27 protein-coding genes are annotated in these 22054 nt (G+C 63.4%); 22 read left to right on the top strand and 5 right to left on the bottom strand.

Annotation, left to right across the window (positions count from 1 at the left end; translation table 11 throughout):
* The first annotated feature begins 69 nt into the window (after positions 1-69).
* Positions 70-1272 carry a hypothetical protein gene (locus JK199_RS11340; RefSeq protein WP_007400754.1) on the top strand — a complete coding sequence of 401 codons (1203 nt, stop codon included), beginning with the start codon at positions 70-72 and terminating at the stop codon, positions 1270-1272.
* A gap of 77 nt (positions 1273-1349) precedes the next feature.
* On the opposite strand, the gene JK199_RS11335 is transcribed toward JK199_RS11340, so the two are convergent.
* Complete coding sequence (locus tag JK199_RS11335; RefSeq protein ID WP_007400755.1) at positions 1350-1625, bottom strand: HU family DNA-binding protein; 276 nt, start codon at positions 1623-1625, stop codon at positions 1350-1352.
* Positions 1626-1714: 89 nt separating this feature from the next.
* Between JK199_RS11335 and JK199_RS11330 the strand changes: the two genes are divergently transcribed.
* The 5 genes from JK199_RS11330 to JK199_RS11310 all read left to right on the top strand — a co-directional run bounded on the left by JK199_RS11330 (position 1715) and on the right by JK199_RS11310 (position 5628).
* Positions 1715-2794: a DUF7146 domain-containing protein gene (locus JK199_RS11330; RefSeq protein WP_159263354.1), complete on the top strand. Its 1080-nt coding sequence runs from the start codon at positions 1715-1717 to the stop codon at positions 2792-2794.
* A gap of 317 nt (positions 2795-3111) precedes the next feature.
* Positions 3112-4047 (top strand): DUF2493 domain-containing protein, encoded by a 936-nt coding sequence (locus tag JK199_RS11325; RefSeq protein ID WP_007396199.1) that lies wholly within the window; start codon positions 3112-3114, stop codon positions 4045-4047.
* Between the two features lie 525 nt (positions 4048-4572).
* On the top strand, positions 4573-4788 hold the full coding sequence (locus tag JK199_RS11320; protein WP_003618604.1) for a hypothetical protein: 216 nt from the start codon (positions 4573-4575) through the stop codon (positions 4786-4788).
* An 18-nt stretch (positions 4789-4806) separates the two neighbouring features.
* The gene (locus JK199_RS11315; protein ID WP_007396851.1) at positions 4807-5130 is read left to right on the top strand and encodes a DUF736 domain-containing protein; all 324 of its coding nucleotides are present in this window, start codon (positions 4807-4809) and stop codon (positions 5128-5130) included.
* Positions 5131-5472: 342 nt separating this feature from the next.
* Complete coding sequence (locus JK199_RS11310; protein WP_007396849.1) at positions 5473-5628, top strand: hypothetical protein; 156 nt, start codon at positions 5473-5475, stop codon at positions 5626-5628.
* Between the two features lie 26 nt (positions 5629-5654).
* Here the strand turns inward: JK199_RS11310 and JK199_RS11305 are convergent, their stop codons facing one another.
* Complete coding sequence (locus JK199_RS11305) at positions 5655-5888, bottom strand: helix-turn-helix domain-containing protein (protein WP_015074649.1); 234 nt, start codon at positions 5886-5888, stop codon at positions 5655-5657.
* A 270-nt stretch (positions 5889-6158) separates the two neighbouring features.
* Between JK199_RS11305 and JK199_RS15790 the strand changes: the two genes are divergently transcribed.
* The 9 genes from JK199_RS15790 to JK199_RS11265 all read left to right on the top strand — a co-directional run bounded on the left by JK199_RS15790 (position 6159) and on the right by JK199_RS11265 (position 12529).
* On the top strand, positions 6159-6365 hold the full coding sequence (locus JK199_RS15790) for a transcriptional regulator domain-containing protein (RefSeq protein WP_007396847.1): 207 nt from the start codon (positions 6159-6161) through the stop codon (positions 6363-6365).
* Positions 6366-6423: 58 nt separating this feature from the next.
* Positions 6424-6945, top strand: a complete 522-nt coding sequence (locus tag JK199_RS11300) for a DNA -binding domain-containing protein (RefSeq protein WP_240906421.1) — start codon at positions 6424-6426, stop codon at positions 6943-6945.
* A gap of 96 nt (positions 6946-7041) precedes the next feature.
* Positions 7042-7338: a helix-turn-helix transcriptional regulator gene (locus JK199_RS11295; protein WP_007396844.1), complete on the top strand. Its 297-nt coding sequence runs from the start codon at positions 7042-7044 to the stop codon at positions 7336-7338.
* A complete protein-coding gene (locus JK199_RS11290; protein WP_007396843.1) occupies positions 7335-8408 on the top strand; it encodes a replication initiator protein A in 1074 nt (357 codons plus the stop codon). Before JK199_RS11295 ends, JK199_RS11290 begins: the two co-directional genes overlap by 4 nt.
* Positions 8405-8893: a DUF2840 domain-containing protein gene (locus JK199_RS11285; protein ID WP_025811800.1), complete on the top strand. Its 489-nt coding sequence runs from the start codon at positions 8405-8407 to the stop codon at positions 8891-8893. Before JK199_RS11290 ends, JK199_RS11285 begins: the two co-directional genes overlap by 4 nt.
* A complete protein-coding gene (locus JK199_RS11280) occupies positions 8890-9516 on the top strand; it encodes a S26 family signal peptidase (RefSeq protein ID WP_039998471.1) in 627 nt (208 codons plus the stop codon). The genes JK199_RS11285 and JK199_RS11280 overlap by 4 nt, the downstream gene beginning before the upstream one ends.
* Positions 9517-9574: 58 nt before the next feature.
* The gene (locus JK199_RS11275) at positions 9575-9916 is read left to right on the top strand and encodes a DUF736 domain-containing protein (protein ID WP_007396840.1); all 342 of its coding nucleotides are present in this window, start codon (positions 9575-9577) and stop codon (positions 9914-9916) included.
* A complete protein-coding gene (locus JK199_RS11270; protein WP_025811796.1) occupies positions 9913-10596 on the top strand; it encodes a lytic transglycosylase domain-containing protein in 684 nt (227 codons plus the stop codon). The genes JK199_RS11275 and JK199_RS11270 overlap by 4 nt, the downstream gene beginning before the upstream one ends.
* 193 nt (positions 10597-10789) lie before the next feature.
* Positions 10790-12529, top strand: coding sequence for a relaxase/mobilization nuclease domain-containing protein (locus JK199_RS11265; RefSeq protein ID WP_039998463.1), 1740 nt, complete (start codon positions 10790-10792; stop codon positions 12527-12529).
* Between the two features lie 23 nt (positions 12530-12552).
* Here the strand turns inward: JK199_RS11265 and JK199_RS11260 are convergent, their stop codons facing one another.
* The 3 genes from JK199_RS11260 to JK199_RS11250 all read right to left on the bottom strand — a co-directional run bounded on the left by JK199_RS11260 (position 12553) and on the right by JK199_RS11250 (position 14450).
* A complete protein-coding gene (locus JK199_RS11260; protein WP_244985102.1) occupies positions 12553-13521 on the bottom strand; it encodes an abortive infection family protein in 969 nt (322 codons plus the stop codon).
* Positions 13446-14108, bottom strand: a complete 663-nt coding sequence (locus JK199_RS15785) for a hypothetical protein (RefSeq protein ID WP_159263348.1) — start codon at positions 14106-14108, stop codon at positions 13446-13448. The genes JK199_RS11260 and JK199_RS15785 overlap by 76 nt, the downstream gene beginning before the upstream one ends.
* Positions 14109-14297: 189 nt before the next feature.
* On the bottom strand, positions 14298-14450 hold the full coding sequence (locus tag JK199_RS11250) for a hypothetical protein (protein ID WP_007396835.1): 153 nt from the start codon (positions 14448-14450) through the stop codon (positions 14298-14300).
* A gap of 172 nt (positions 14451-14622) precedes the next feature.
* Here JK199_RS11250 and JK199_RS11245 point away from each other — a divergent pair, with 172 nt between their 5' ends.
* The 7 genes from JK199_RS11245 (at position 14623) to trbJ (ending at position 22051) form a co-directional block, all read left to right on the top strand.
* On the top strand, positions 14623-16623 hold the full coding sequence (locus JK199_RS11245) for a conjugal transfer protein TraG (protein ID WP_039998462.1): 2001 nt from the start codon (positions 14623-14625) through the stop codon (positions 16621-16623).
* A 7-nt stretch (positions 16624-16630) separates the two neighbouring features.
* Positions 16631-17062 (top strand): ribbon-helix-helix protein, CopG family, encoded by a 432-nt coding sequence (locus JK199_RS11240; protein WP_007396833.1) that lies wholly within the window; start codon positions 16631-16633, stop codon positions 17060-17062.
* Between the two features lie 149 nt (positions 17063-17211).
* Positions 17212-18189 carry a P-type conjugative transfer ATPase TrbB gene (trbB, locus tag JK199_RS11235; protein ID WP_007396831.1) on the top strand — a complete coding sequence of 326 codons (978 nt, stop codon included), beginning with the start codon at positions 17212-17214 and terminating at the stop codon, positions 18187-18189.
* Positions 18186-18518, top strand: a complete 333-nt coding sequence (locus tag JK199_RS11230) for a TrbC/VirB2 family protein (RefSeq protein ID WP_039998461.1) — start codon at positions 18186-18188, stop codon at positions 18516-18518. The genes trbB and JK199_RS11230 overlap by 4 nt, the downstream gene beginning before the upstream one ends.
* Positions 18518-18796 (top strand): VirB3 family type IV secretion system protein, encoded by a 279-nt coding sequence (locus JK199_RS11225; protein WP_007396829.1) that lies wholly within the window; start codon positions 18518-18520, stop codon positions 18794-18796. The genes JK199_RS11230 and JK199_RS11225 overlap by 1 nt, the downstream gene beginning before the upstream one ends.
* Positions 18797-18809: 13 nt before the next feature.
* The gene (gene trbE / locus JK199_RS11220) at positions 18810-21251 is read left to right on the top strand and encodes a conjugal transfer protein TrbE (protein WP_212375992.1); all 2442 of its coding nucleotides are present in this window, start codon (positions 18810-18812) and stop codon (positions 21249-21251) included.
* Entirely contained in the window at positions 21248-22051 is an 804-nt protein-coding gene (gene trbJ, locus JK199_RS11215; RefSeq protein WP_039998460.1) for a P-type conjugative transfer protein TrbJ, read from the top strand. The genes trbE and trbJ overlap by 4 nt, the downstream gene beginning before the upstream one ends.
* Positions 22052-22054 lie beyond the last annotated feature (3 nt).

The following is a 22054-nucleotide window of genomic DNA, read 5'->3' as shown; positions in this document are numbered from 1 at the left end:
GCCCCGGAAAGAGGGAGAGGGCGGCTTCGCCTTCTGTGCCGAATAACCGGCATCAGAGGAGAGTTTTCCATGACCACAGCCACCATCCTGCCCCCTGCGTCCCGTGGCGCCGCATCTGGCGGTTTCCGGATTGATCCCTCCCGTGGCGAACGCAGCACCCGCGTATCGTCCGAATGGTTCTCGCGCCCCGATGACGAGCGGTATCTCTCGCTGTCCGACCTGCATGCCGCGACCCTGGCGCGGGCGGATCGGGCTACGGCCCGCACTGTCGAGAGCCGCGCCATCCGTGTGGAAGCATCCCGCGACAATACCGAGCGCCTGACCTTGACCGTGCCGGGGCAGAATGAGCCGATCGCGCCCACCCACTGGTCCTTTGGCCAGATGTGCAGTCTGGTCGGCGCACCATCGTCCTATCTGCGTAACCTTCCGGCCCCACTGGCGGCGATCAATTTGCAGCATGGGCTGCTGTCGCATCGCGCCGAACTGGTGAAAACGCTGGAAACCGAGGACGGGCGTGTGGAACTGCGCGCCGTGACGGGGCCAGATTACGGCCGCATCTGGGACCACGAACTGGTTGGTGCAGTACAGAAAATTGCCGGTGACGGCACAGGCGATACCAACTGGAAGGTGCCGGGCGTTATCGACTGGGCGACCATGACCCATAATCCCTATGTCGACATCACGAAGGAGACCACGACGCTCTACGCATCGGATCGCGATGTCTTCCTGTTTCTGGTCGACGACACGCATCCGATCGAGGCCGGACGCCTGCCCAATGGCGATCCCGATCTCTATTTCCGGGGCTTCTATGCCTGGAATTCGGAAGTCGGAAGTAAAAGTCTCGGTATTGCGTCGTTTTATCTACGCGGAGTGTGCCAAAATAGAATGCTCTGGGGCGTGGAAAATTTCGAACAGATCACGATCCGGCATAGCAAGTTTGCCGCCTTGCGCTTTGTGCATCAGGCGACACCGGCGCTCCGGAATTTCGCTACGGCCAGCCCGGCCTCGTTCGTCTCCGGCATTCAGGCGTCACGTCGTGCGCTGGTTGCCAGAACAGATGACGATCGGGAAAGTTTCCTGCGTCGTCGTGGGTTCTCCAAACCGGAAACCACCAGGATCATCGAAACTGTGCTGCACGAGGAGGGACGCAAGCCCGAGAGCGTGTTCGATTTCGTACAGGGAATTACGGCGTTGGCCCGTACGAAAACCAACCAGGACACACGACTGGATCTGGAGGGCAGGGCACGCAAGCTGATGGAGAAGGTCGGATGAGCGGGCCTGTCATCAGAAAGTGGCGTGGTGGGGAAGGGGCGGCGGACAGGGGCCGCCGCCTTTTGCCTGTCGGCAGGTCAGTCGTTCAGGCTGTCCTTGAGCGCCTTGGCAGGCGTGAAGGCCAGCTTGCGCGAGGCCGCGATCTGGATGGTCGCACCCGTGGCCGGGTTGCGGCCTTCGCGGGCGGCGACTTCCCTGACCTTGAACTTGCCGAAGTTCGGCAGGGTGATTTCATCACCGGCCTTGGCGGCGGCGGTCATCGCTTCGATCAGTGCGTCCAGCACCTTGCGGGTATCGGTTTTGCTCGTGTCGGTGGTGGTGGCGATATGATCGACCAGATCGGCAATCTTCATGAAACTATCCTTTTGCATTCGGGCCTGTGCCCGTTGCCTCTGCCGTTACGGGGGAATCATGGCGGCATCAAGCCTGCAGGGAGGGTGAGATGACAGATACGCAGTCATGGGATGCTGGCGATCTGGCCCGCAGGCTGGCTGAAAATGCCGAGGCGGTCTGTTGGCATTACCTCTCGGCCGGGCGACGGCACGGCAATTACTGGCTGGTCGGCGACGTCCACAACACGCCGGGACGGTCGCTCTATGTCCGCCTGCATGGTGGACCGGACGGCCGTGGCCGTGCGGGGAAATGGACGGATGGCGCGACAGGACAGCACGGCGATCTGCTCGACATCATCCGTGAAAGCCTCGGGCTGCTGGATTTTCGCGATGTCGCCGACGAGGCCCGGCGCTTTCTCTGCCTGCCGCAACCACAGCCACGACAGCCCCCGGATCGCGGCCGCTCCCATGCGTTCAGCCACGATACTTCGGGGCAGGCATCTGGCACCGCAGACGCCGCACGTCGGCTCTGGTCCATGTCCCGCCCTATCGTCAGCACATTGGCGGAAACCTGGCTGCGGCATCGTCACCTGACACGTCTGACGGACCTGTCATCCTTGCGTTTCCACCCGGATTGCTACTATCGTGCCGATACCGACAGTCCGACCGAGACCTGGCCCGCGATGATCTCCGCCGTGACCGACCTTGCTGGCCGTGTTACCGGCGTCCATCGCACTTGGCTGGCGCGCGACGGACGCGGCAAGGCGCCCGTCGCCAAGCCCCGTCGGGCCATGGGCGACCTGCTTGGCAACGCCGTGCGCTTTGGCACGGTGTCCGACGTTCTGGCGGCGGGCGAGGGGATCGAGACGGTGCTCTCGCTCCATGAAATCACGCCCGATCTGCCGCTGGCCGCCTGCCTGTCCTCGGCGCATCTCGCCGCCATGGTGTTTCCAAATACGCTGCGGCGCCTTTACGTGCTGCGCGATGACGATCCCGCCGGGGACCATGCGGTGACGACCCTGCAGGACCGGACGCAGGAGGCCGGGATCGAGTGCCTCGTGCTGTCACCGCGTCTGGCGGATTTCAACGATGATCTCCGCTATCTCGGGCGTGGCGCAATGCGGGCGATCCTGCATCCCCAGCTTGCCCCGCAGGATGTGGCGCGGTTCCTGCATCCGGTCACACACTGAGGTGGGCCGGGAAGGTGGTGTGAGGGTCAGCTTCTTTCCGGTGTGGCGCGGGGCTGTCCCGTTTCCGGATGAGGCGCGCCCGCGTCCTTTCAGGAAGGGGAGCGGGCGTCAGCCAGGCCGGGCCTGCAATGGCGGAGCCGGCTATTTTCCGCCGCGCGTGCCGCGCTTTGCATCGCGAAGCAAAATAGCCGTCTCCCTGCCATCCTTCACTGCGTTCCGGCCGCGCGCGAGCGAGCGGTTCCGGCCCGGCCTTCATCTGCCGCTATCCGCCCCCGGAAAGGCCGCGAGGGGCGCGGCCGAGACCGGAGGACAGACCCATGACCCGCACACAGGACGATTTCGAACCCGCGCACGCCACCTCCTCCACCGCCCACGTGCTGGCGGAACTCCAGCTTTACGGCCACCGTCCCTTCGAAGACGAGCCGGACGCGAGACCGCTGCCCGACGCCAGCCAGATCGAGGGCGCGGTGGCTGACATCTTCGACACCCTGTCAGCCACGCTGACCGACACGCGGCTCGAACCCGATCTCGAACCGCTGCTCTGGTCCACGGTCAACGTCTTTCACCGCATGGTCGGGCAGGTGGAGCGTGATCTCGACCGCAACGAGCAGGCGCAGAAACGCAGCCAGCAGGAACAGGATGGCAGCGAGATCCGCTCGGTGGAACTGGAACGTCTCATCGCCGAAGGGCTGACCCTGCTGGAGCGACGCAACGCCTACGAAATCTTCCGCGACCTCGCCTGCGACCAGTTCGAACGCCTGACCATGTCGCCCTGGCGACCGCGCTCCGGTTCGCTGGTCAGCCGCAGCACCCTGACGGCGTCGATGATCGACAGCCGCGATTTTCTCAACGCCCGCCGCAAGGCCGAAACCGAACTGCTCGTACCTCCTGGGCCCAAGGTCGCGGTCACCGGCGGGCTCGATTACGAGGATCATCTCCTCATCTGGAACCGTCTGGACAAGGTGCGCGAGAAGCATCCCGACATGGTGCTGTTGCATGGCGGCTCACCGAAAGGCGCTGAATTCATTGCCTCCCGCTGGGCCGATCACCGCGAAATTTCGCAGATCGCCTTCAAGCCGGACTGGAACCGGCATGGCAAGGCCGCCCCGTTCCGGCGCAACGACGCCCTGCTGAAAGTCCTGCCTGTAGGCGTCATGGTGTTTCCGGGATCGGGCATTCAGGACAACCTGGCCGACAAGGCCAAACAGATGGGTATCCCGGTCTGGAGGTTCCGCAGGGAGGGTGGCGCGTGAGCGCCATTCCCATGACTGTTTCATGAAGGCGGCCTGACATCTGCTGCCAGATGCCTGGGCCGCAATGACGTCGGGCTCCCCAGACGCTGCGCACCTGATGGCGGGAAGCACGTTCGCCCGTCATCCGGAAGGCCCCACCCGGAGAACCGGCGGGACGGAGTTCGATGGCAGCCCCGTGCGTCTGCGGGGACGGTCCATTGGGATGAAAAGCCCGCGCCAACCCCATCGGTGAAAGGGCCGGGACGGCAGGCAGCGAACGAGGGATCATCCGGCCCGCTTTGAAAGGATGCGCCTGTGCCGGGAGCGGGGGCCTGTCGCACTGCACGGGCGACCCTGCCCATGAGCGGGTGAAAAGGCGGCGTAACATCGGGGACGGCAAAAACGACCACTGGACGGGGCCAGTTTACAACAGTGGCAGCGTGACAGTCTCGCGCCAGATCGCATCGTCCCCCACCTGACGGACCGGTCATGCCGGCATCGCATCTCCGGGGGGCTGTCGGGTCCGCACACCATGGCCTCTGTCGGATGGCTGATCTAGCCGAAGACCGGCTGCGCCTCGATCGGCTGGCCGCAACGGCGTTCCAGAACTTTCTTCCCCTGACGGCTGCGCCGTCATTCCTCGCGAGACAAGAAAGTTCCGGCCCTGCCGTCCTCCGCTGCGCTGCGGCCCTGAAGGGTGCTCTGCCGCTCGCCTCCGGCTGGTCGATCGCCATCGAGGCCACGGTGGTTGCGGCCCGATAACAGCATGGAGATACGACAATGGCTAACATCGGTTCCTTCAAGAAGGTGGGCGAAGGCTTCGAAGGCGAAATCGTCACCCTGGCCCTGCAGGCCCGCAACGTCCGCCTGGTGGCCGAAACCAACCGTCCCAACGACAACGCCCCCAACTACCGCGTCTATCTGGGCAGGATTGAACTCGGTGCGGCCTGGACCCGCCGCTCCAGCGAAGGGCGCACCTATCTGAGCCTGAAGCTGGATGATCCTTCCTTCGCCGCCCCGATCTTCGCCAACCTGTTCACCGACGAGGACGGCGAGGGTTACTCCCTGATCTGGACCCGGCCCCGCAGCCGGAACGGGGACTGAACCTCCCACACCCAACCCCGCCCGGTCTCTCCGGGCGGGGCCTTCTGGGTCTTTTTTCCGGGTGCTCTTCCGGGGCGCGGGCGACAGCGCTGGTCGCCCGACGTGAGACGCAGGAGGAACACGAGGCTTTCCCTCAGCCTTCCCATTGTACCATGCGCGAGGGCGCACCGCGTCAAGGACGCGTGGTCCCCCCAATTTTGCCCGGCGCACCCGTGCCGGGCACGCCGAGCAAAATCGGCTCCCCCACGCGCCGGCGAGCCGGTCGCCTGCGGCGATCCCTGACCCGGTCCGCCCCGGCATGAGCCGTCCGTCCTGTCTTCGAGAAACGAAAGGAACAGGACGATGACCACGCTACACGACCATATCCAGATGCTGCGCGCCGAACTGACCAGCTTTCATCTCAGCAAACGCGAGCGCCGACAGATCGAGCGCGAACTCAAAGAGGCGCTTGCACAACAGACCCGTATCGAATCACACAGGCCGCCACCGCCCCATTGAGGGCGGATACGGCAGGGTGAGGAAGCCTATTTCTGATCGTCCGTCGGGAAGTGACTTTCGTCCAGTAGCGCGGCCGGCCGCACGTCCAGTGCCTGCGACGCATGCCACAGCGAAAGCAGCGTCGCGTTCTGGCGCCCGGTCTCGATCCAACTGATATAGGCGCGGTCCACGCCCATCCGTTCCGCCAGGGCCTCCTGGCTGAGACCGGCGGCGCGCCGCAGGCGCCTCACGTTCGCGCCGAAAAGTCCTCGGATGTCCATCCGCAGGATAGGAACGATTTGTGTATTATCGCGCTACGTATTATAATACACGGACGTCAAACGCCTTCTCCCGTGATGCGCTATGGGCATCACGTGATGTCGCGGAAACCGAAGTTTCCGGCCCATCTGGCGTGAATTACCCCTCAATATCGAAACTACCCGGACCTTGCCGGATATGTTTGGGATCACCTCCCTGAGTCTTCGGGACTATCCGTTCCGGTTCCGCACCGGATACTGGGTCGAATCCATGACATATCGGGGGAGGGGGACGTGCCGACAATCCGGCCGTGGGATGCCGCACCCCTTCGTCGCGCCTACGCCGGGCTCGACTCTGCCGGTCTCGCCCAGGAATGGCTGCGACACAATCCGGCCTACCGGCGCGATCATGCAGCAACCATGACGATGGGCAAGGTTGACGCCGAGGCATGGCGCGCTTTTGCTCGTCGCTGGGGGTTGCGTTTTCCCTGTCGATCCTGATCTCCCCGCCTGGCTTGCCCCCGCATTCTGGGATCCGGACATCGCGCCGGAGGTTGCCGTGCGTGGCGATGGGGGTGACATCCTGTCCCGTCTCACGCCATACGAGCGGGCACGACATGATGGTCCCGATGGCATCCATCTCGTGCTGGACAGTGCGGCGGGTCCGCTGCGCCTTGTCATAGTCGTCGATCGGCAGCCCGATGCGTCAGGAACCTGGTTCGTCATCGATGACGGGCACCTCCCGACCCGTCTGGCCTGCGTTGCACGCTTCGGCCGCCTGCTTGCCAGCCAGGCGCCCGGTCCTCTTCCTTCCAGCTTGCGCCTGAGTCCCCAGCAGAAACTGCGCCAGATCCGCATGCTCTGCATCGCCGAAGGCCGGCGCACGGGGGTGACAGCGCGCCGGATCGCAGCCGGCATCTACGGCGAGCGCATCCTGCACCTGTCCCGCAATGAGTGGCGTGCCAGCTCATGGCACCGGGCTTTCTACCGCGACCTCGACGGTGCCGACTTCTATCTGAACGGCGGCCACATCGCCCTCCTTCAGGGGCTGAAGCAGGGGGGTGACAGTCTGGCGGCCTGAACTTTGTCATCCCTCCCCACAGCTCATTCTCCGGCAGCGTCCTCCCATGAGCCGCGACATTCCGCACGCGGCCCGATCCACCGGGAGGAAGACCCCATGCGTGTCCAGCCGACTCTGCCACCGCGCTATCTGCGCACCCCGGACGCGGCCAATTTCGTTGGCCTGTCCATCCGCACCCTCGAAAAACACCGGAGTTGCGGCACCGGTCCCCTCTACCGCCAGCTTGGCGGCCGGATCGTCTATGCCGTGGAAGATCTCTGCGCCTGGGCCGATCTAAACGTCCGGCTGTCCACCGGGGATGGTGGCGGCATTCCCATGCCGGCCGATCCCCGCGCCTATATCATCCGCTTGCAGGCCAGGGCTCGCAAGGCGCAGCGGAGTGCCGGACGATGATGCCAGCCGCCGATAGCTGGCGTCAGCCCGACCGCCGCTTCGTGGTCACGGGGGCGGCAAGGCCCCGCGACGTCCGCGATCTAATGGGCCGCCCGTTCTTCCCGTTGGGGAAAACGCCGCGTGTCATCCCCGTCGATTACGAGGCGCGGCATGCCAGTGTGACGGTGTCGGCACCGGACGGATCGGGCATGGCCACGATCTGGGATGCGGACGTGCTGCTGTGGCTGACCGGACAGATCGTCGATGCCCTGAACCACGACCTGTGGGTATCGCGCCATGTGCGCTTCACGCCCTGGCGTCTGTTCCAGGATCTGGGCTGGGCGACGGGGGCGAACGAGTATCGGCGCCTGCACGGCGCGCTCGGGCGTCTGGCGGCCACGACCGTCGCTACCAACATCCGCAATGGCGCGGACTGGCGGGAGAAGCCGTTTACCTGGATCAGTGACGTCCGGATTTCCCGTGAGGATGGGGTGGCCCTGACGCTGGCGGACTGGCTGATGGAGGCCGCCTGCGACCGTTCCCGCGTCCTGAGCGTCGACCCTGCCTATTTCCGTCTTGGCGGGGGATTGGAGCGGTGGCTTTACCGCCTGGCGCGACGCCATGCCGGGCGACAGAAGGAGGGATGGTGCTTCGATCTGGCGGACCTGCATGCGCGCTCGGGCAGCCTGACCCGGCGTCGCGACTTCGCCGCCAAAATCCGTGCCATAGCCCTCGCCCGCACGGTTCCAGGTTACACGTTTCGTGTCATTTCTGGCGGAAAACTGGGAGTTTTATGCGCCGCTCCAACGAGTCAATCCACTGGGACTGTGGATAACGATGTGAAACCTGTCGTCGGACCGGCGGCGCATCATATCGTGGGACCGTTGGCGGATTCATCGTCGGACCATTGGCGAAAAACGGCGCAACCCATTGGTTTTGAAGGCGGAATCGGCCTCTTAACTTATATAACTTATATAATAACTTATTATGTAGGGGATTCCGGCCTTTCGGACACCTTCCCGATAGCCCCGGTGAGACGGGAAAAAGAGGCTCGGGAAGCGGTCGCGGATCGCATGGTCGGTGTCCCATGACCGACTGTTCTTTCCGGCTACGGGGCGATGTGCTCACCACGGTCGAACTGACCTGGATCGAGAAGCGCATCGAGCACTGGGTCCGGTTCGGTCATCCCATAGAGGATCTCATTCTCGACCGTCGGCGCAGGCTGATGAGCTTCACGCCGGACAGCGTGTTCGCTTTCATCCGCTGGGCCGCGAACGATTTCGGCACTGTGGTGTCCTGCATCGACATCGTGCGCGCCGTCGGGGCGCAGGAAGCATGCCAGACCGTGCCCTTTGTTCGTCCCGGCGGCGAGAGCCTGCTGCGCCAGAGCGGCTGGCCAAAAGTGCGCCGGGTGCTGGAGGCTATCGACGGCGTGGAGGCGTTGGGGATCGATCCTGTCGCCGCCTGTCCCGATCACTGGCGGCATCTGCATCACCGGCTCACGGCGGCGCAGGAGCCGCGTCCCTACACGTCAGAGCGCCACGAGGCGTGGCTGCGCCGGAGGGCGGCGTCATGACCCGGCGCGGCTGGTTTTTTACCACGTATTTCGCCGTGCTCGGCGTCGGTGCCTCGCTGGCATTTCATCCCGCGCCACGCTGGGTCTGGAACGAAACGGCGAGTGTTCCGGTCGGGCTGTATCGCATTCAGCCCACGGTCCCGGTGCGCGTAGGTGACATCGTCGCCATCCGCCTGCCGGAGCGCGAGGCGACGCTGCTGGCGACACGCGGCTACCTGCCTTTCGGCGTGCCGCTGCTAAAGCCTGTGGCAGCACTGGCGGGGCAGAGTGTCTGCCGTAACGGCGCGCATGTCACCATCGACGGAAAGGCCGTCGGTGATGCGAAACCCATCGACCATCGGGGCCGGGTCCTGCCGGTCTGGCAGGGCTGTCAACGTCTCGGGCCGGGGCAGGTCTTCGTCATGAACGCTGCCGTGCCAACCAGTCTGGACGGGCGGTATTTCGGTGTCCTGCCGATGGACACCGTCATCGGACGCGCCGTGCCGGTGCATGTCAGGACGGGAGAGGCGGAGCCGCCGCCGCATTTCGATCCCCTCCCGGAACCGGATGATCCCGCGCGGAAGGGACTGCTTCTGGCTCCGCCCATGCTGCCCGCGAAAGAGAGCGAACCGCCCATCCAATGACGGTGACGTGGTCGTCGGATTTTCCGTCATTCCCACTCTGTCTGAAAGGATTTTTCCCATGAGCCAGATCGGATTTTTCACCCGCACCGCTGATGGTTTTGCCGGACGCGTGCGCACCCTATCGCTGGATGCTGAACTGACCTTCGTACCAGCGGAAAACAATGGCGCGGAGCATGCTCCGGATTATCGTATTCACCTGGGTGACGGGGATACTGGCCCCGAGCTGGGCGCGGGATGGAAACGCACCGGGGAACGTGCCGGCGAGTATGTTTCTGTGCTCCTGGACGATCCCACTTTCATGCAGCCGATCCGCGCCACACTGTTCCAGGCCGGACGTGGTGGCCGCGAGTGGCAACTGGTCTGGAACCGGCCTGCAAAACGCCCAGGAGGCCGGGAATGAGCGCCCGGTTTTTTATGTCCGCCGGCGTGCTGGCCGTGCTCGCGCTAACGCTCTCGCCGACCATCGCCCACGCGCAGGATTTCGACGATCTGGTGCGTCAGGCGGCGGAACGGAACGCGATCCCGCCAGCGTGGGTGCGGGCAGTCCTCCGTGCCGAAAGTGCTGGCGATCGGCACGCGGTCTCCGGCGCCGGTGCGATGGGTCTGATGCAGCTTATGCCCGGCACGTGGAGGGACGTCCGCCGCACGCTCAATCTGGGGGATGATCCCTTCGATCCACATGACAACATCGCGGCCGGGGCAGCCTATCTGCGATGGCTGCATGATCGCTACGGCGATGCAGGGTTTCTCGCCGCTTATAATGCCGGTCCCGGTCGCTATGACGATCATCTGGCGACTGGTCGGCCATTGCCTGCCGAGACGGTTTCCTATGTCGCATCTGTCGCCCGGCTGATCGATGACCCGTCGTTCAGCGCGCATTTCTCCATCCCGCTTTCCATTGCTCCGGCGGGTGGCTGGACTTCCGCGTCGCTCTTCATTTCCGGCAGCGAAAGTGCGCTTTCATCGTCATCTCAGGGCATTTTTTTAAGACGATCCGGGCAGACGATTTTTACTCCGTCCACGCTCTTCGCAGGTCATGTCCGTAGCGCGCCGGGAGTGGGTTTGGCGCAGGGGAAGTGAATCACGAAAACCCCGGAAAAGGACAGAAAAAGTGAGGGCTGGATAAAAGGCCGCACATCGCGGCTCGGTCGGGTTGGCTGTTTTCCGGGGTTTTTTAGGTCTCGTTGCGAGGTGCGTGGATTTTCCGCACCTCGCGTTGAGGTGTCATCTCTTTGATCCGACGCGATCTTTCGCGCGGTGTAGGGCATTTTTTATGAACAGGGATGAGGAATTCCGGGTTCGACCGGGGCGCATCCGCTCCACCCGCGCCCGGCAGGCGCGGCCTTTCGTGACGCAGGTGCTGGCGTCCGTGCAGCGGGCCGGTGGCAGGGTTTCCCGCGCGGGAAAAATCAGTGCCGGGCGTCGCTCCAGTTTCGGGCGCGGCAGGGCAGCCGCCCATGCCGCCAATCGCCTGCTGACCAGCCGCTCACGCGGCGTCGTCATCAAGGCCCGCGTCGTGAGGCATGCGCCGCGCGCCACACCGCTGGCAGCACACCTTCGCTATCTCCGCCGGGAGGGCGTGACGCGGGACGGCGAGGATGCGCGCCTGTTCGGCAAGGACAGCGACGATATCCGTGCCTCGGACTTCGCAGAACGCTGCGATGGGGACCGTCACCATTTCCGCTTTATCGTCTCTCCCGAGGATGCGCCGGAGATGTCGGACCTGCGGGCTTTCGCACGGGATCTGATGGGGCAGATAGAATCTGATCTCGGCACGAAACTCGACTGGGTCGCCGTCGATCACTGGAACACCGCGCACCCCCATTTGCACGTTATCGTCCGGGGTGTCGCGGAAGATGGCACCGACCTGGTGATCGCGCGCGATTATATCCGCGAAGGCATGCGTGCCCGTGCTCAGGATCTGGTGACGCTGGAACTCGGACCACGCACCGATCATGATATCCATCAGGCGGTCGAGCGGCAGGTGAACGCCGACCGCTGGACTCAATTGGACCGCCAGCTTCAGAGGGACGCGGGAGAGGATGGTGTCATCGATCTTGGGCGCGCGCCGGGCGAAACGCCGGACGCCTTCGCCACCGTGAAGCTGGGGCGCCTGCGCCGTCTGGAAACCATGGGGCTGGCGCACCAGGTCGGGCCGGATCGCTGGCGGATGGACGAGAGCGCGGAGGCGACCCTGCGGGAGATCAGCGAGCGCAACGACATCATCAAACGGATCCACCGGGGGCTGGCGGAGCAGAAGATCGACCGTGCCGCGTCATCCTGGGTAATGGCCGCCGAGGATACCACCGATCCCGTTATCGGTCGGCTGGTCGATCGTGGTCTGGATGATGAACTGCGCGGCACGGCTTATGCGGTCATCGACGGGATTGACGGACGCACGCACCATGTCCGCCTGCCGCACCTCGAAGCCGCTGGCGATGGATCGGTCGGTTCGATCGTGGAATTGCGGCGTTTCACCGACAAACAGGGACGTGACCGTGTCGCGCTGGCCGTGCGCTCGGACGTCACGCTGGAACGGCAGGTGACGGCGGAGGGCGCGACCTGGCTCGACCGGCAGGCCATCGCTCGGGAGCCTCCTGCTCTGGCGTCCACCGGGTTCGGCGCCGAGGCCAAAGAAGCCATGGAAAAGCGGGCGGATCATCTGGTGAAGCAGGGGCTGGCCAGCCGCGACGGCGGGAGCATCCGTTATGCGCGGAACCTGATCGGCACCCTGCGTCAGCGGGAACTGGACGCGCTGGGCCGGAACCTCGCCGGGAAGTCGGGAATCCCCTTCCGGCGGAGTGACGAGGGCAATCCCGTTGCCGGCACCTATCGTCAGCGTCTCAACCTGGCGTCGGGCCGGTTCGCCATGATCGACGACGGGCTGGGCTTCGAGCTGGTGCCGTGGTCGCCGTCGCTGGAAAAACAGCGAGGGCGGGAGGTGTCGGGAATCATGCGCGGCGATGGGGGGATTGACTGGTCGTTCGCGCGCAAGCGAGGACTCGGATTGTGATGGGCAAATCGGATGACTGATCTTCAGATTTGCTCAGCATGTTGGGGCAGGGCACGATGTTCCTGGCGTTCCCAGGTTTCGATCAGGAACAGTGCCAACGAACTCGCCGCATTGATGGCAAGCCGAGCAATCCGCGCGTCAATGCGCCGGAAACCTTTTTCGCGACCATGCGCATCTCCACCGTGCGTTCGTAATGCGCCAATGCCTTTGGCAACGGAAGTGAGACCACTGAGCGTCTGACGGATGTCCGCTTCTATTTCCGATGGAAAATCTGTACGCCCTGGAGACAGGCCAAGGGGTATCTGCACAGCGCGGATCAGCCCATCGATATCCTTTTTAGGCGGCAGTGGCAGGGCAAGTTCCACGAGGATCGAACGGCATACTGCCTCAATCAGGGAACAGGCCGCTGTCACCGCATCTTCTGGATCGCTTTCCAGATTTGGGAGAGCCCGTGCGATTTCCATCTGAACCGTGTCGAAATCCAGCGTGGCCACTTTCTTGATAAATGGTTCGACAATTCCACCGGCTCCCTGACGCTCTGTCAGAACAGCCTTCCCGCCGACGATAACGACGGCCAGCTGGTCGGCTCCAAGAGCCTTGTTGAGATGCTCGCGTACAGCGGTCGCTCTGTCAGGGTGCTCCAGATAGGTGCGGGGGTCACAGACCTGTTCGATAATCCGGGTGAGATAGACCTCAGCATTACCATCAGGGTGGTTAGCGACCTTGCGGATGAAGTCAGTTGTGGCCGGGACGCGCGAACTCGCGCCGATACGCATATCGAGGCCACAGTTGAGAAAGAACTGCTCGATTTTGGGGCCTGAGCGATAGATACCAATTGGTGGTGTATTATCGTTTCCAGCACCACCCGTGATCGTATCGACCAAAGCTTTGATAACAAACGGAGAGAACTTGCCGGTCATGGCTTCATCGTGAGCAGGGTGAGAACAGTCTGCTTTCGATCCATCCAGGCGGCAGCCACCTGACTGCGCCATGCGATCATGTCATGGATCCGTTGATAATCATCGGCGATATTCCGAGTGAAGATTGGTTCGTGATGCGCGATCCGGTTCCTCAGACGTCGAATGATCTGGAGGTCCGCGTAGGCTGCTGCCCGCAATTGCGAGATCGTTGGTCCTGATGGTGCTCCGGGGAAACAGGTACGCAAATGCGTGTTCCAGATGCGGCTGTCCTGACCGGCAGTGAAAATATTCTCCCAGAATGCAAACTTTAATTCAGCTATGATCTTGCCGGTTGTGGGCAGCGTCGAGGCGCGAGACTGAAGATCGATCGCCGGGTTATATCGCGCCCGACCTTTCGGGCGAGGCAGGCTTCGGATGAAGCCATTGTTCCATGGCCAGTTGGCACCATGGACGTGCTCAATCGCTTCAGCGATGCCATTGCGGACAGCAACCTCGCAGACCTGAAGCGGGATGATCAGCGCCGATGAAACGTCGAGATTCCACTCATAAAGTGCGAGAGCCTTTTCCCGGTCGTTGCCCATGGCTTGCAGGTATGTTGCAAAGCGTGGTGCGGAAATGACGACGGGCAGATCCTGTATCTCGGCCGGGGAGAAAGGCAATGAGGAGTTCCTGTAGGCACGATATTGACGGTGGCATCAGAGCCACGATATAAGAACGCAGCGGCTTTGAGAACGCGGGCTTATGCCCCCCCTCATCGTCCAAGGATATATTAAGGCCCGCCGAAAGGCGGGCCTTTTTCTTTATATTGCCCGTCAAGCGCCTTGGCCAGAGTGACTATGGCGGGCAGTTCAAAGCGTTGGAAATTCATCGCTCAGGAAGCCGTGCCCTGTGTGCAATGCGTTCACCGCATCAATCACATGGTCGAGCTTCCGCTGTTCCTCCGTGCATTGCTGATCGACGGTATCGTCAGACGGGGGGAAGAGGGGCGATGATCCGGTCATGGCTCGACTCCTTCCGGGGTTATTCTGCGCATGATGTGCGGGTTTGGCTGTAGTCCGCAACGTGCAAGTATTTTTTCGCTCCTGTACGCACTGGTACGACAGGTGACACAGGACGCTTGCTTCTCGGAAAATCCCGGTTCTTCGCTGTCTCCCATGACAAGGGGAGGGATCGATGGACCAGCCGGGAACACGTATCCAGTGGGGACAGGCGCTCGTGGTCCTGTCCATGATCGTGCTGTCCTGGTGGACGGCCACTCAATGGACGGCCTGGGAACTGGCGTTCCAACCGGAACTCGGTCAACCGTGGTTCACGGTTCTGCATCGTTGGCCGGTCTACGCTCCGCCGCTTTTTTTCTGGTGGTGGTATGAGTTCGACGCCTACGTGCCGGCGGTCTTCGCGCGCGGCGCCTGGATCGCGGGTTCCGGCGGGGTGCTGGCTTTTGCAGCGGCCGTGGCGCTGTCCGTCCACCGCGCCCGTGAGGCAAAGCGGGCCGCGACCTATGGCTCCGCCCGCTGGGCCGAGGACGCGGAAATCCGCGCGGCCGGACTGCTGGGCGAGGATGGCGTGGTGCTGGGCAAATACCGCCGGGCCTATCTCCGACATGACGGTCCCGAGCACGTCCTGACCTTCGCGCCGACGCGCACCGGCAAGGGTGTGGGGATGGTGATCCCCACGCTCCTGACCTGGCCGGGTTCGGCCATCATCCATGACATCAAGGGCGAGAACTGGCAGATTACGGCCGGTTTCCGGAATCGCTTCGGGCGGGTGCTGCTGTTCGATCCCACCAATCCGGCGTCCTCGGCCTACAATCCGCTGCTGGAGGTCCGACGCGGGGCGTCGGAGGTCCGCGACGTGCAGAACATCGCCGACATTCTGGTCGATCCCGAAGGGTCGCTGGAACGGCGCAATCACTGGGAGAAAACCTCCCATGCCCTGCTGGTCGGTGCGATCCTGCATGTGCTCTATGCCGAGGACGACAAGACGCTCGCCGGGGTGGCGAAATTTCTCTCCGACCCCAAGCGGTCGATCGAGGCGACCCTGTCGGCCATGATGCGCACGAACCATCTGGACGGGAAGGGACCGCATCCCGTCGTGGCCTCGGCGGCGCGGGAGCTGCTCAACAAATCAGATAACGAGCGCTCCGGCGTGCTGTCCACCGCCATGTCGTTTCTCGGCCTCTACCGTGATCCGGTGGTGGCTACCGTGACCAGTCGCTGCGAATGGCGGATCGGTGACCTGCTGGAGGGCGAGCAGCCCGTCTCCCTGTATTTCGTCATCCCGCCTTCGGATATCAGCCGCACCAAACCGCTGATCCGCCTGATCCTCAACCAGATCGGGCGGAGACTGACGGAGGATCTGTCTGGCCGGGAGGGGCGGCGTCGCCTGCTGCTGATGCTCGACGAGTTTCCTGCTCTTGGCCGGCTGGATTTCTTCGAGAGCGCGCTGGCCTTTATGGCGGGCTACGGGATCAAGGCGTTCCTGATCGCGCAATCCCTTAACCAGATCGACAAGGCATACGGCCAGAACAACAGCATCCTGGACAATTGTCACGTCAGGGTCAGTTTCGCCACGAACGATGAACGCACCGCGAAGCGGGTGTCCGATGGGCTGGGTGTGGCCACCGAAATCCGGTCGCAGAAGAACTATGCCGGGCACCGGCTGTCGCCCTGGCTCGGGCATCTCATGGTATCACGGCAGGAGAGTGCGCGGCCCCTGATGACGGTGGGCGAAGTCATGCAGATCCCGGCACGGGAGGAAGTCGTCATGGTGGCGGGGTGTCCACCGATCCGCGCACGGAAAGCGCGGTATTTCCGGGATCGCCGCTTCGTCGAGCGCGTCCTGCCGCCGCCCGATCCCACGCAATTGCCCCGGCCTGTCCGGCCCGATGACTGGAGTGGTCGTCCGTCTCCTGTCACCCCGCCACCGGAGCAGGCGGGGGCGTCGGCGGCACCGGATAAACCCGGCGATGCCGATAGTGATGAATCCCTCGACACGGGACGGAAATGGTCGCGCGAGCATGACCCAGCGGATATCGGCAAGCACAGGAAGCCCACAGCGCCTGACCTCTTTGGCGAGGAACTGCCACCGGATCCGGAAGCGCGGGATCGTGCCGACCTGACGCGGATTGCCCGGCAGGCTGGTCTCGACCGTGGCAACGATCTCGGGCTGTGAGGGCGCAATGAGGACATCCCCGAAAAAGGCGCGGCTGTCGGTCTATCTGGAACCCAAGCTGCTGGACGCCCTGACAGCCCATGCGGCGCGGCGCGATCTGTCCCTCTCCTTGGTGGCGGAAGCGGCCATCGCATCCTTCCTATCGCCCGATGCTGATGAGCGGCGGGAAGCGGCGATGAGTCGCAGGCTGGACCGCCTCGACCGGCAGGTCGCCCGTATGGAGCGCGATCTCGGGATCAGCCTTGAGACGCTGGCGCTGTTCATCCGCTACTGGATGACGGTCAGTCCGCCCTTGCCGGAACCGGCTGCAGCGGCGGCGCGGGCGCAGGGGGCGGAACGCTACGAAGCGTTCGTGGCTGCCCTTGGCCGACGACTCAGCCGGGGGCCGTTCTTTCGGCATGAGATCCCGGAGGATGTACCTCCCACATCGGAATCATGATGTCCGCAGCCAGCAAGTAAAAACCGCATCCGTTACGATCCTGTACGATCGCAGGAAAATGCTGTTGAAAACGGGAGAAAACAACACTCTCTAATGATCCCCGTCGTCGTCCGGAAAGGCCGGATGACCCAAATGGACGGGGGGCTTCCATGGCGGTTACATCGATTGAGAGTGGCGCCCGACAACGTGGGATTTCCATGCTGCGCACGGCGATGGGACCAGCGATTGCGGGGCACCTTGCTGATCCGGCCGTGGTCGAGGTCATGCTCAATCCCGACGGGCGGCTCTGGATCGACCGCCTGTCCGAGGGGCTGTCCGACACGGGGGAAACCATCACACCTGCCGATGCCGAGCGCATCGTGCGTCTGGTCGCCCACCATGTCGGAGCCGAGGTGCATGACGGTGCGCCGCGTGTCTCGGCCGAACTCCCGACCGGTGAGCGGTTTGAGGGACTGCTGCCACCTGTGGTGACGGCTCCGTGCTTCGCGATCCGCAAGCCCGCCGTCGCGGTGTTCACCCTCGACGACTATGTCGAGGCCGGGATCATGACTGAGGGGCAAGCACATTTCCTGCGCCAGGCCGTTGCCGAGAGAAAGAACATCCTGGTCGCTGGCGGCACGTCCACCGGCAAGACCACGCTGGTCAACGCCCTGCTGGCCGAGGTTGCGAAAACCGACGACCGGGTCGTGCTGATCGAAGATACGCGCGAACTGCAATGTGCTGCGCCCAACCTTGTCTCGCTCCGTACGCGCGACGGCATCGTGACCCTGTCCGAACTGGTGCGCTCGGCCCTGCGCCTGCGGCCTGATCGTATCCCGATTGGTGAGGTGCGCGGTCCCGAGGCACTGGATCTGCTCAAGGCATGGGGCACAGGCCATCCCGGCGGCATCGGCACGCTGCATGCGGGCACCGCCATAGGTGCCCTGCACCGCATGGAGCAACTGATCCAGGAGATCGTCGTCACCGTGCCCCGCGCGCTGATTGCAGAGACGATCGACGTGATCGCCGTCCTGTCCGGACGGGGCGTGCAGCGCCGGTTGTCCGAACTCGCCACGGTGGATGGGCTTGATCCCGCCACAGGCGCCTATCGCATCCATCCCTTCCAGCATCCGGGAGAACCTCAATGACCCATGCCATAATCCGCGTGCGTCGACACGCGCCTGTCCTTTCCGCCATGCTGCTGTTGTCCGTGGTGTGGTGTTCCTCGGCCCTGGCGTCCGGGTCGGACATGCCGTGGGAGGAACCGCTCAACCAGATTCTGGAATCGGTGCAGGGACCGGTGGCGCGCATCGTGTCGGTGATCATCATCACCGTGACCGGCCTGACCCTGGCCTTTGGCGAAACATCCGGCGGCTTCCGTCGCCTGATCCAGATCGTCTTCGGCCTGTCCATCGCTTTTGCGGCCAGCTCGTTCTTTCTGTCGTTCTTCTCCTTCTCGGGTGGAGCACTGATCTGATGGCCGCCGGATATGACGATGACGCGGTGCCGGGTTTTCATGTCCCGGTGCATCGCTCCCTGACCGATCCGATCCTGCTGGGTGGCGCACCCCGTACGCTGGCGATCGCCAACGGTACGCTGGGGGCTGCGATCTCGCTGGGGCTGCGGCTCTGGCTGGTTGGAGCCGTGTTCTGGATCGTCGGGCACGGGCTCGCGGTCTGGGGTGCCAAACGCGATCCGCAGTTCGTCGAGGTGGGACGGCGACATCTCCGTTACCCCGCCTGGCTGCGGTCATAGGGAGGGCAGGGCGATGATGTCCCTTGGCGAATATCGCAACCGTGCTGCCCTCCTGTCGGATTTTCTCCCATGGGCCGCGCTCATGGAACATGGTGTGGTCCTGAACAAGGACGGTTCATTCCAGCGCACGGCAAAAATTCGTGGTCCCGATCTGGACAGTGCCACACCAGCGGAACTGGTTGGAGTCACTGGCAGGCTGAACAATGCCCTGCGCCGTCTGGGCTCGGGCTGGGCGATGTTCGTCGAGGCGCAGCGCGTGCCCGCGACAGTATATCCCGACAGCGATTTCCCCGATGCGGCCAGCCAGATGGTCGATCTCGAACGTCATGAGCAGTTCGAGGATGAGGGCGTGCATTTCGAGAGCCAGTATTTCCTGACGCTGGTCTGGTTGCCGCCTGCGGAATCATCAGGCCGTGCCGAACGGTTTCTCTATGAGGGCCGGGAGCGGGAGGGACCGGATCCGCATGGCATGCTCCATACGTTCGTGGACCGCACGGATCGGATGCTTGCCCTGCTGGACGGGTTCATGCCTGAAGCGGCATGGCTCAATGACGGCGAAACGCTAACGTATCTCCATTCCACCATTTCGACACGGAACCAGCGCGTCAGGGTGCCGGAAATTCCCATGCATCTGGATGCGCTGCTGGTGGACCAGCCGCTGTCGGGTGGTCTGGAGCCGAAGCTCGGCGATGCTTATCTGAAAACCCTGACCATTACCGGTTTCCCGTCACGGACCTTCCCCGGAATCCTGGATGACCTGAACCGGCTGGCGATGCCGTATCGCTGGTCCACTCGTGCCATCCTGCTCGACAAGACCGACGCCACAAAGGTGCTGACGAAAATCCGTCGCCAGTGGTTCGCAAAGCGCAAGAGCATTACGGCGATTGTTCGGGAGGTGATGACCAACGAGGCGTCGGTTCTCGTGGATAACGACGCCGCCAACAAGGCGGCGGATGCGGACCTTGCCTTGCAGTCCCTCGGTGCTGATGACGTCGGGCAGGCCTACATCACCGCCACGGTAACAGTCTGGGATGGTTCCGCTTCCATCGCTACAGAAAAGCTCCGTTTGGTCGAAAAGATCATCCAGGGCCGCGATTTCACCTGCATGGCGGAAAGCCTCAATGCGGTGGAAGCGTGGCTGGGTTCTTTGCCCGGTCATGTCTACGCCAATGTGCGCCAGCCACCTGTCTCGACGTTGAATCTTGCGCATATGATCCCGCTTTCCGCCGTGTGGGCGGGACCGGAGCAGGATGGGCATTTCAAGGCGGCACCTCTGTTCTACGGCAAAACGGCCGGTGCCACACCGTTTCGTTTCAGCCTCCACGTTGGTGATGTGGGTCACACGCTGATTGCAGGCCCGACAGGGGCCGGAAAGTCGGTGCTGCTGGCGCTGATGGCGCTCCAGTTCCGCCGCTATACAGGATCGCAGGTGTTCGCTTTCGATTTCGGTGGTTCGATGCGGGCCGCGACGCTGGCGATGGGCGGGGACTGGCACGATCTCGGCGGTGGCCTGACGGATGATGACGGCCACCCCGCCGTTTCGCTCCAGCCGCTGGCAGGGATTGATGAGCCCGATGAACGCAAATGGGCTACCGAATGGCTGGGGCAGATCCTTGTCGGCGAGGGGGTGACGCTGACGCCGGACGTCAAAGCCCATCTCTGGTCGGCCCTGAATTCCCTCGCGTCATCGCCCGACCATGAACGCACGATCTCCGGTCTGGTGGCACTCCTCCAGTCCAACGTCCTGAAGCAGGCCCTGGCGCCCTACTGCCTTGGTGGTCCCTATGGCCGCCTGCTCGATGCAGACGCCGAGCGGCTGGGTGAAGCCGACGTGGTGGTGTTCGAGACCGAAGGTCTGATCGGTTCTGGCGCAGCCTCTTCCGTGTTGTCCTACCTGTTCCATCGCATCGAAGGCCGTCTGGATGGTCGCCCAACGCTGCTGGTCATCGACGAGGGCTGGCTGGTGCTGGATGACGGGGATTTCGCCGGCCAGCTACGGGAGTGGCTGAAAACCCTGCGCAAGAAGAATGCGTCGGTGATTTTCGCGACCCAATCCCTGTCCGACATCGCCAACAGTCCGATCGCGCCAGCAGTGGTGGAAAGCTGCCCGACGCGGATCTTCCTGCCGAACGAGCGGGCGATCGAGCCGCAGATCGCCACGATCTATCGGGATTTCGGGCTGAACGAGCGGCAGATCGCCATCATCGCCCGTGCGGCCTCGAAGCGGGAGTATTACTGTCAGGCCCAGCGTGGCAACCGTCTGTTCGAACTGGGGCTCGGGCCGGTAGCACTCGCCCTGTGCGCGGCATCCGGCAAGGACGACCACAAGCTGATCGACGCGGTGCTGGCGGAGCATGGACGGAATGGTTTTCTCCCCGCGTGGTTCGAGGCGCGTGGCGTCATGTGGGCGGCAGATCTGTTGCGCGATGATCGTGGACCAGAGGGCGTGCCATGATTGAAAAATCTTTCCGGCTTTGGGCTGAATTTTTCGGTCGTGCGAGCGAAAAACATTTCCGACGAGGTGTCCTTTTTACCTCTGCAATGCTGGCGGTTGGCGGGACATTCTCTCCCTTGCATCCGGCCCATGCCCAGTGGGCGGTGTATGACGGTGCAAACCACGTCGAGAACGTGCTGATCGCGGCCCGGACCCTCCAGCAGATCGACAACCAGATCACGTCCCTCGCCAATCAGGCGCAGATGCTGGTCAACCAGGGGCGCAATCTCGCGAGCCTGCCACTTTCGACATTGTCGACCCTGCAATCAACGATTTCGCAGACGACGGCACTGCTCGCGCAGGCGCAGAACATCGCCTACAGCGTGCAGTCGGTCGAGCAGCAGTATCAGCAGGCGTACACGTCCGTCTCGGCCGGCATGTCTGACGGCGCCCTGTTCAGCCAGGCACAGACGCGGTGGCAGAATTCCGTCGGCGGGTTTGAGGACGCCCTGAAATTGCAGGCGCGGGTGGTAGGAAACATCCCGAGCGATAGTTCGGCCATGACGCAACTGGTTTCCGCCAGCCAGACTTCCACCGGGGCGTTACAGGCCGCGCAGGCGGGCAATCAGCTTCTGGCCCTGCAATCCCGGCAACTGTCCGACATCCAGGCGGAACTGGCCGCGAACGGGCGTGCCATGGCCCTGCAACAGTCGCGCGATGCCGCGACAGAAGCAGAAAGTGACGCGCAGTATCAGCATTTCTCGCAGCATGACGCCTACGTGCCGGGCACGGTGTCCATGTTCGGCGGCAGTGGGAACTGACGG

Origin of the sequence: Acetobacter persici (assembly GCF_018256955.1) — a bacterium.
GTDB classification, from domain to species: Bacteria; Pseudomonadota; Alphaproteobacteria; order Acetobacterales; family Acetobacteraceae; genus Acetobacter; species Acetobacter persici.
This window is presented reverse-complemented; position numbering and strand designations above follow the sequence as displayed.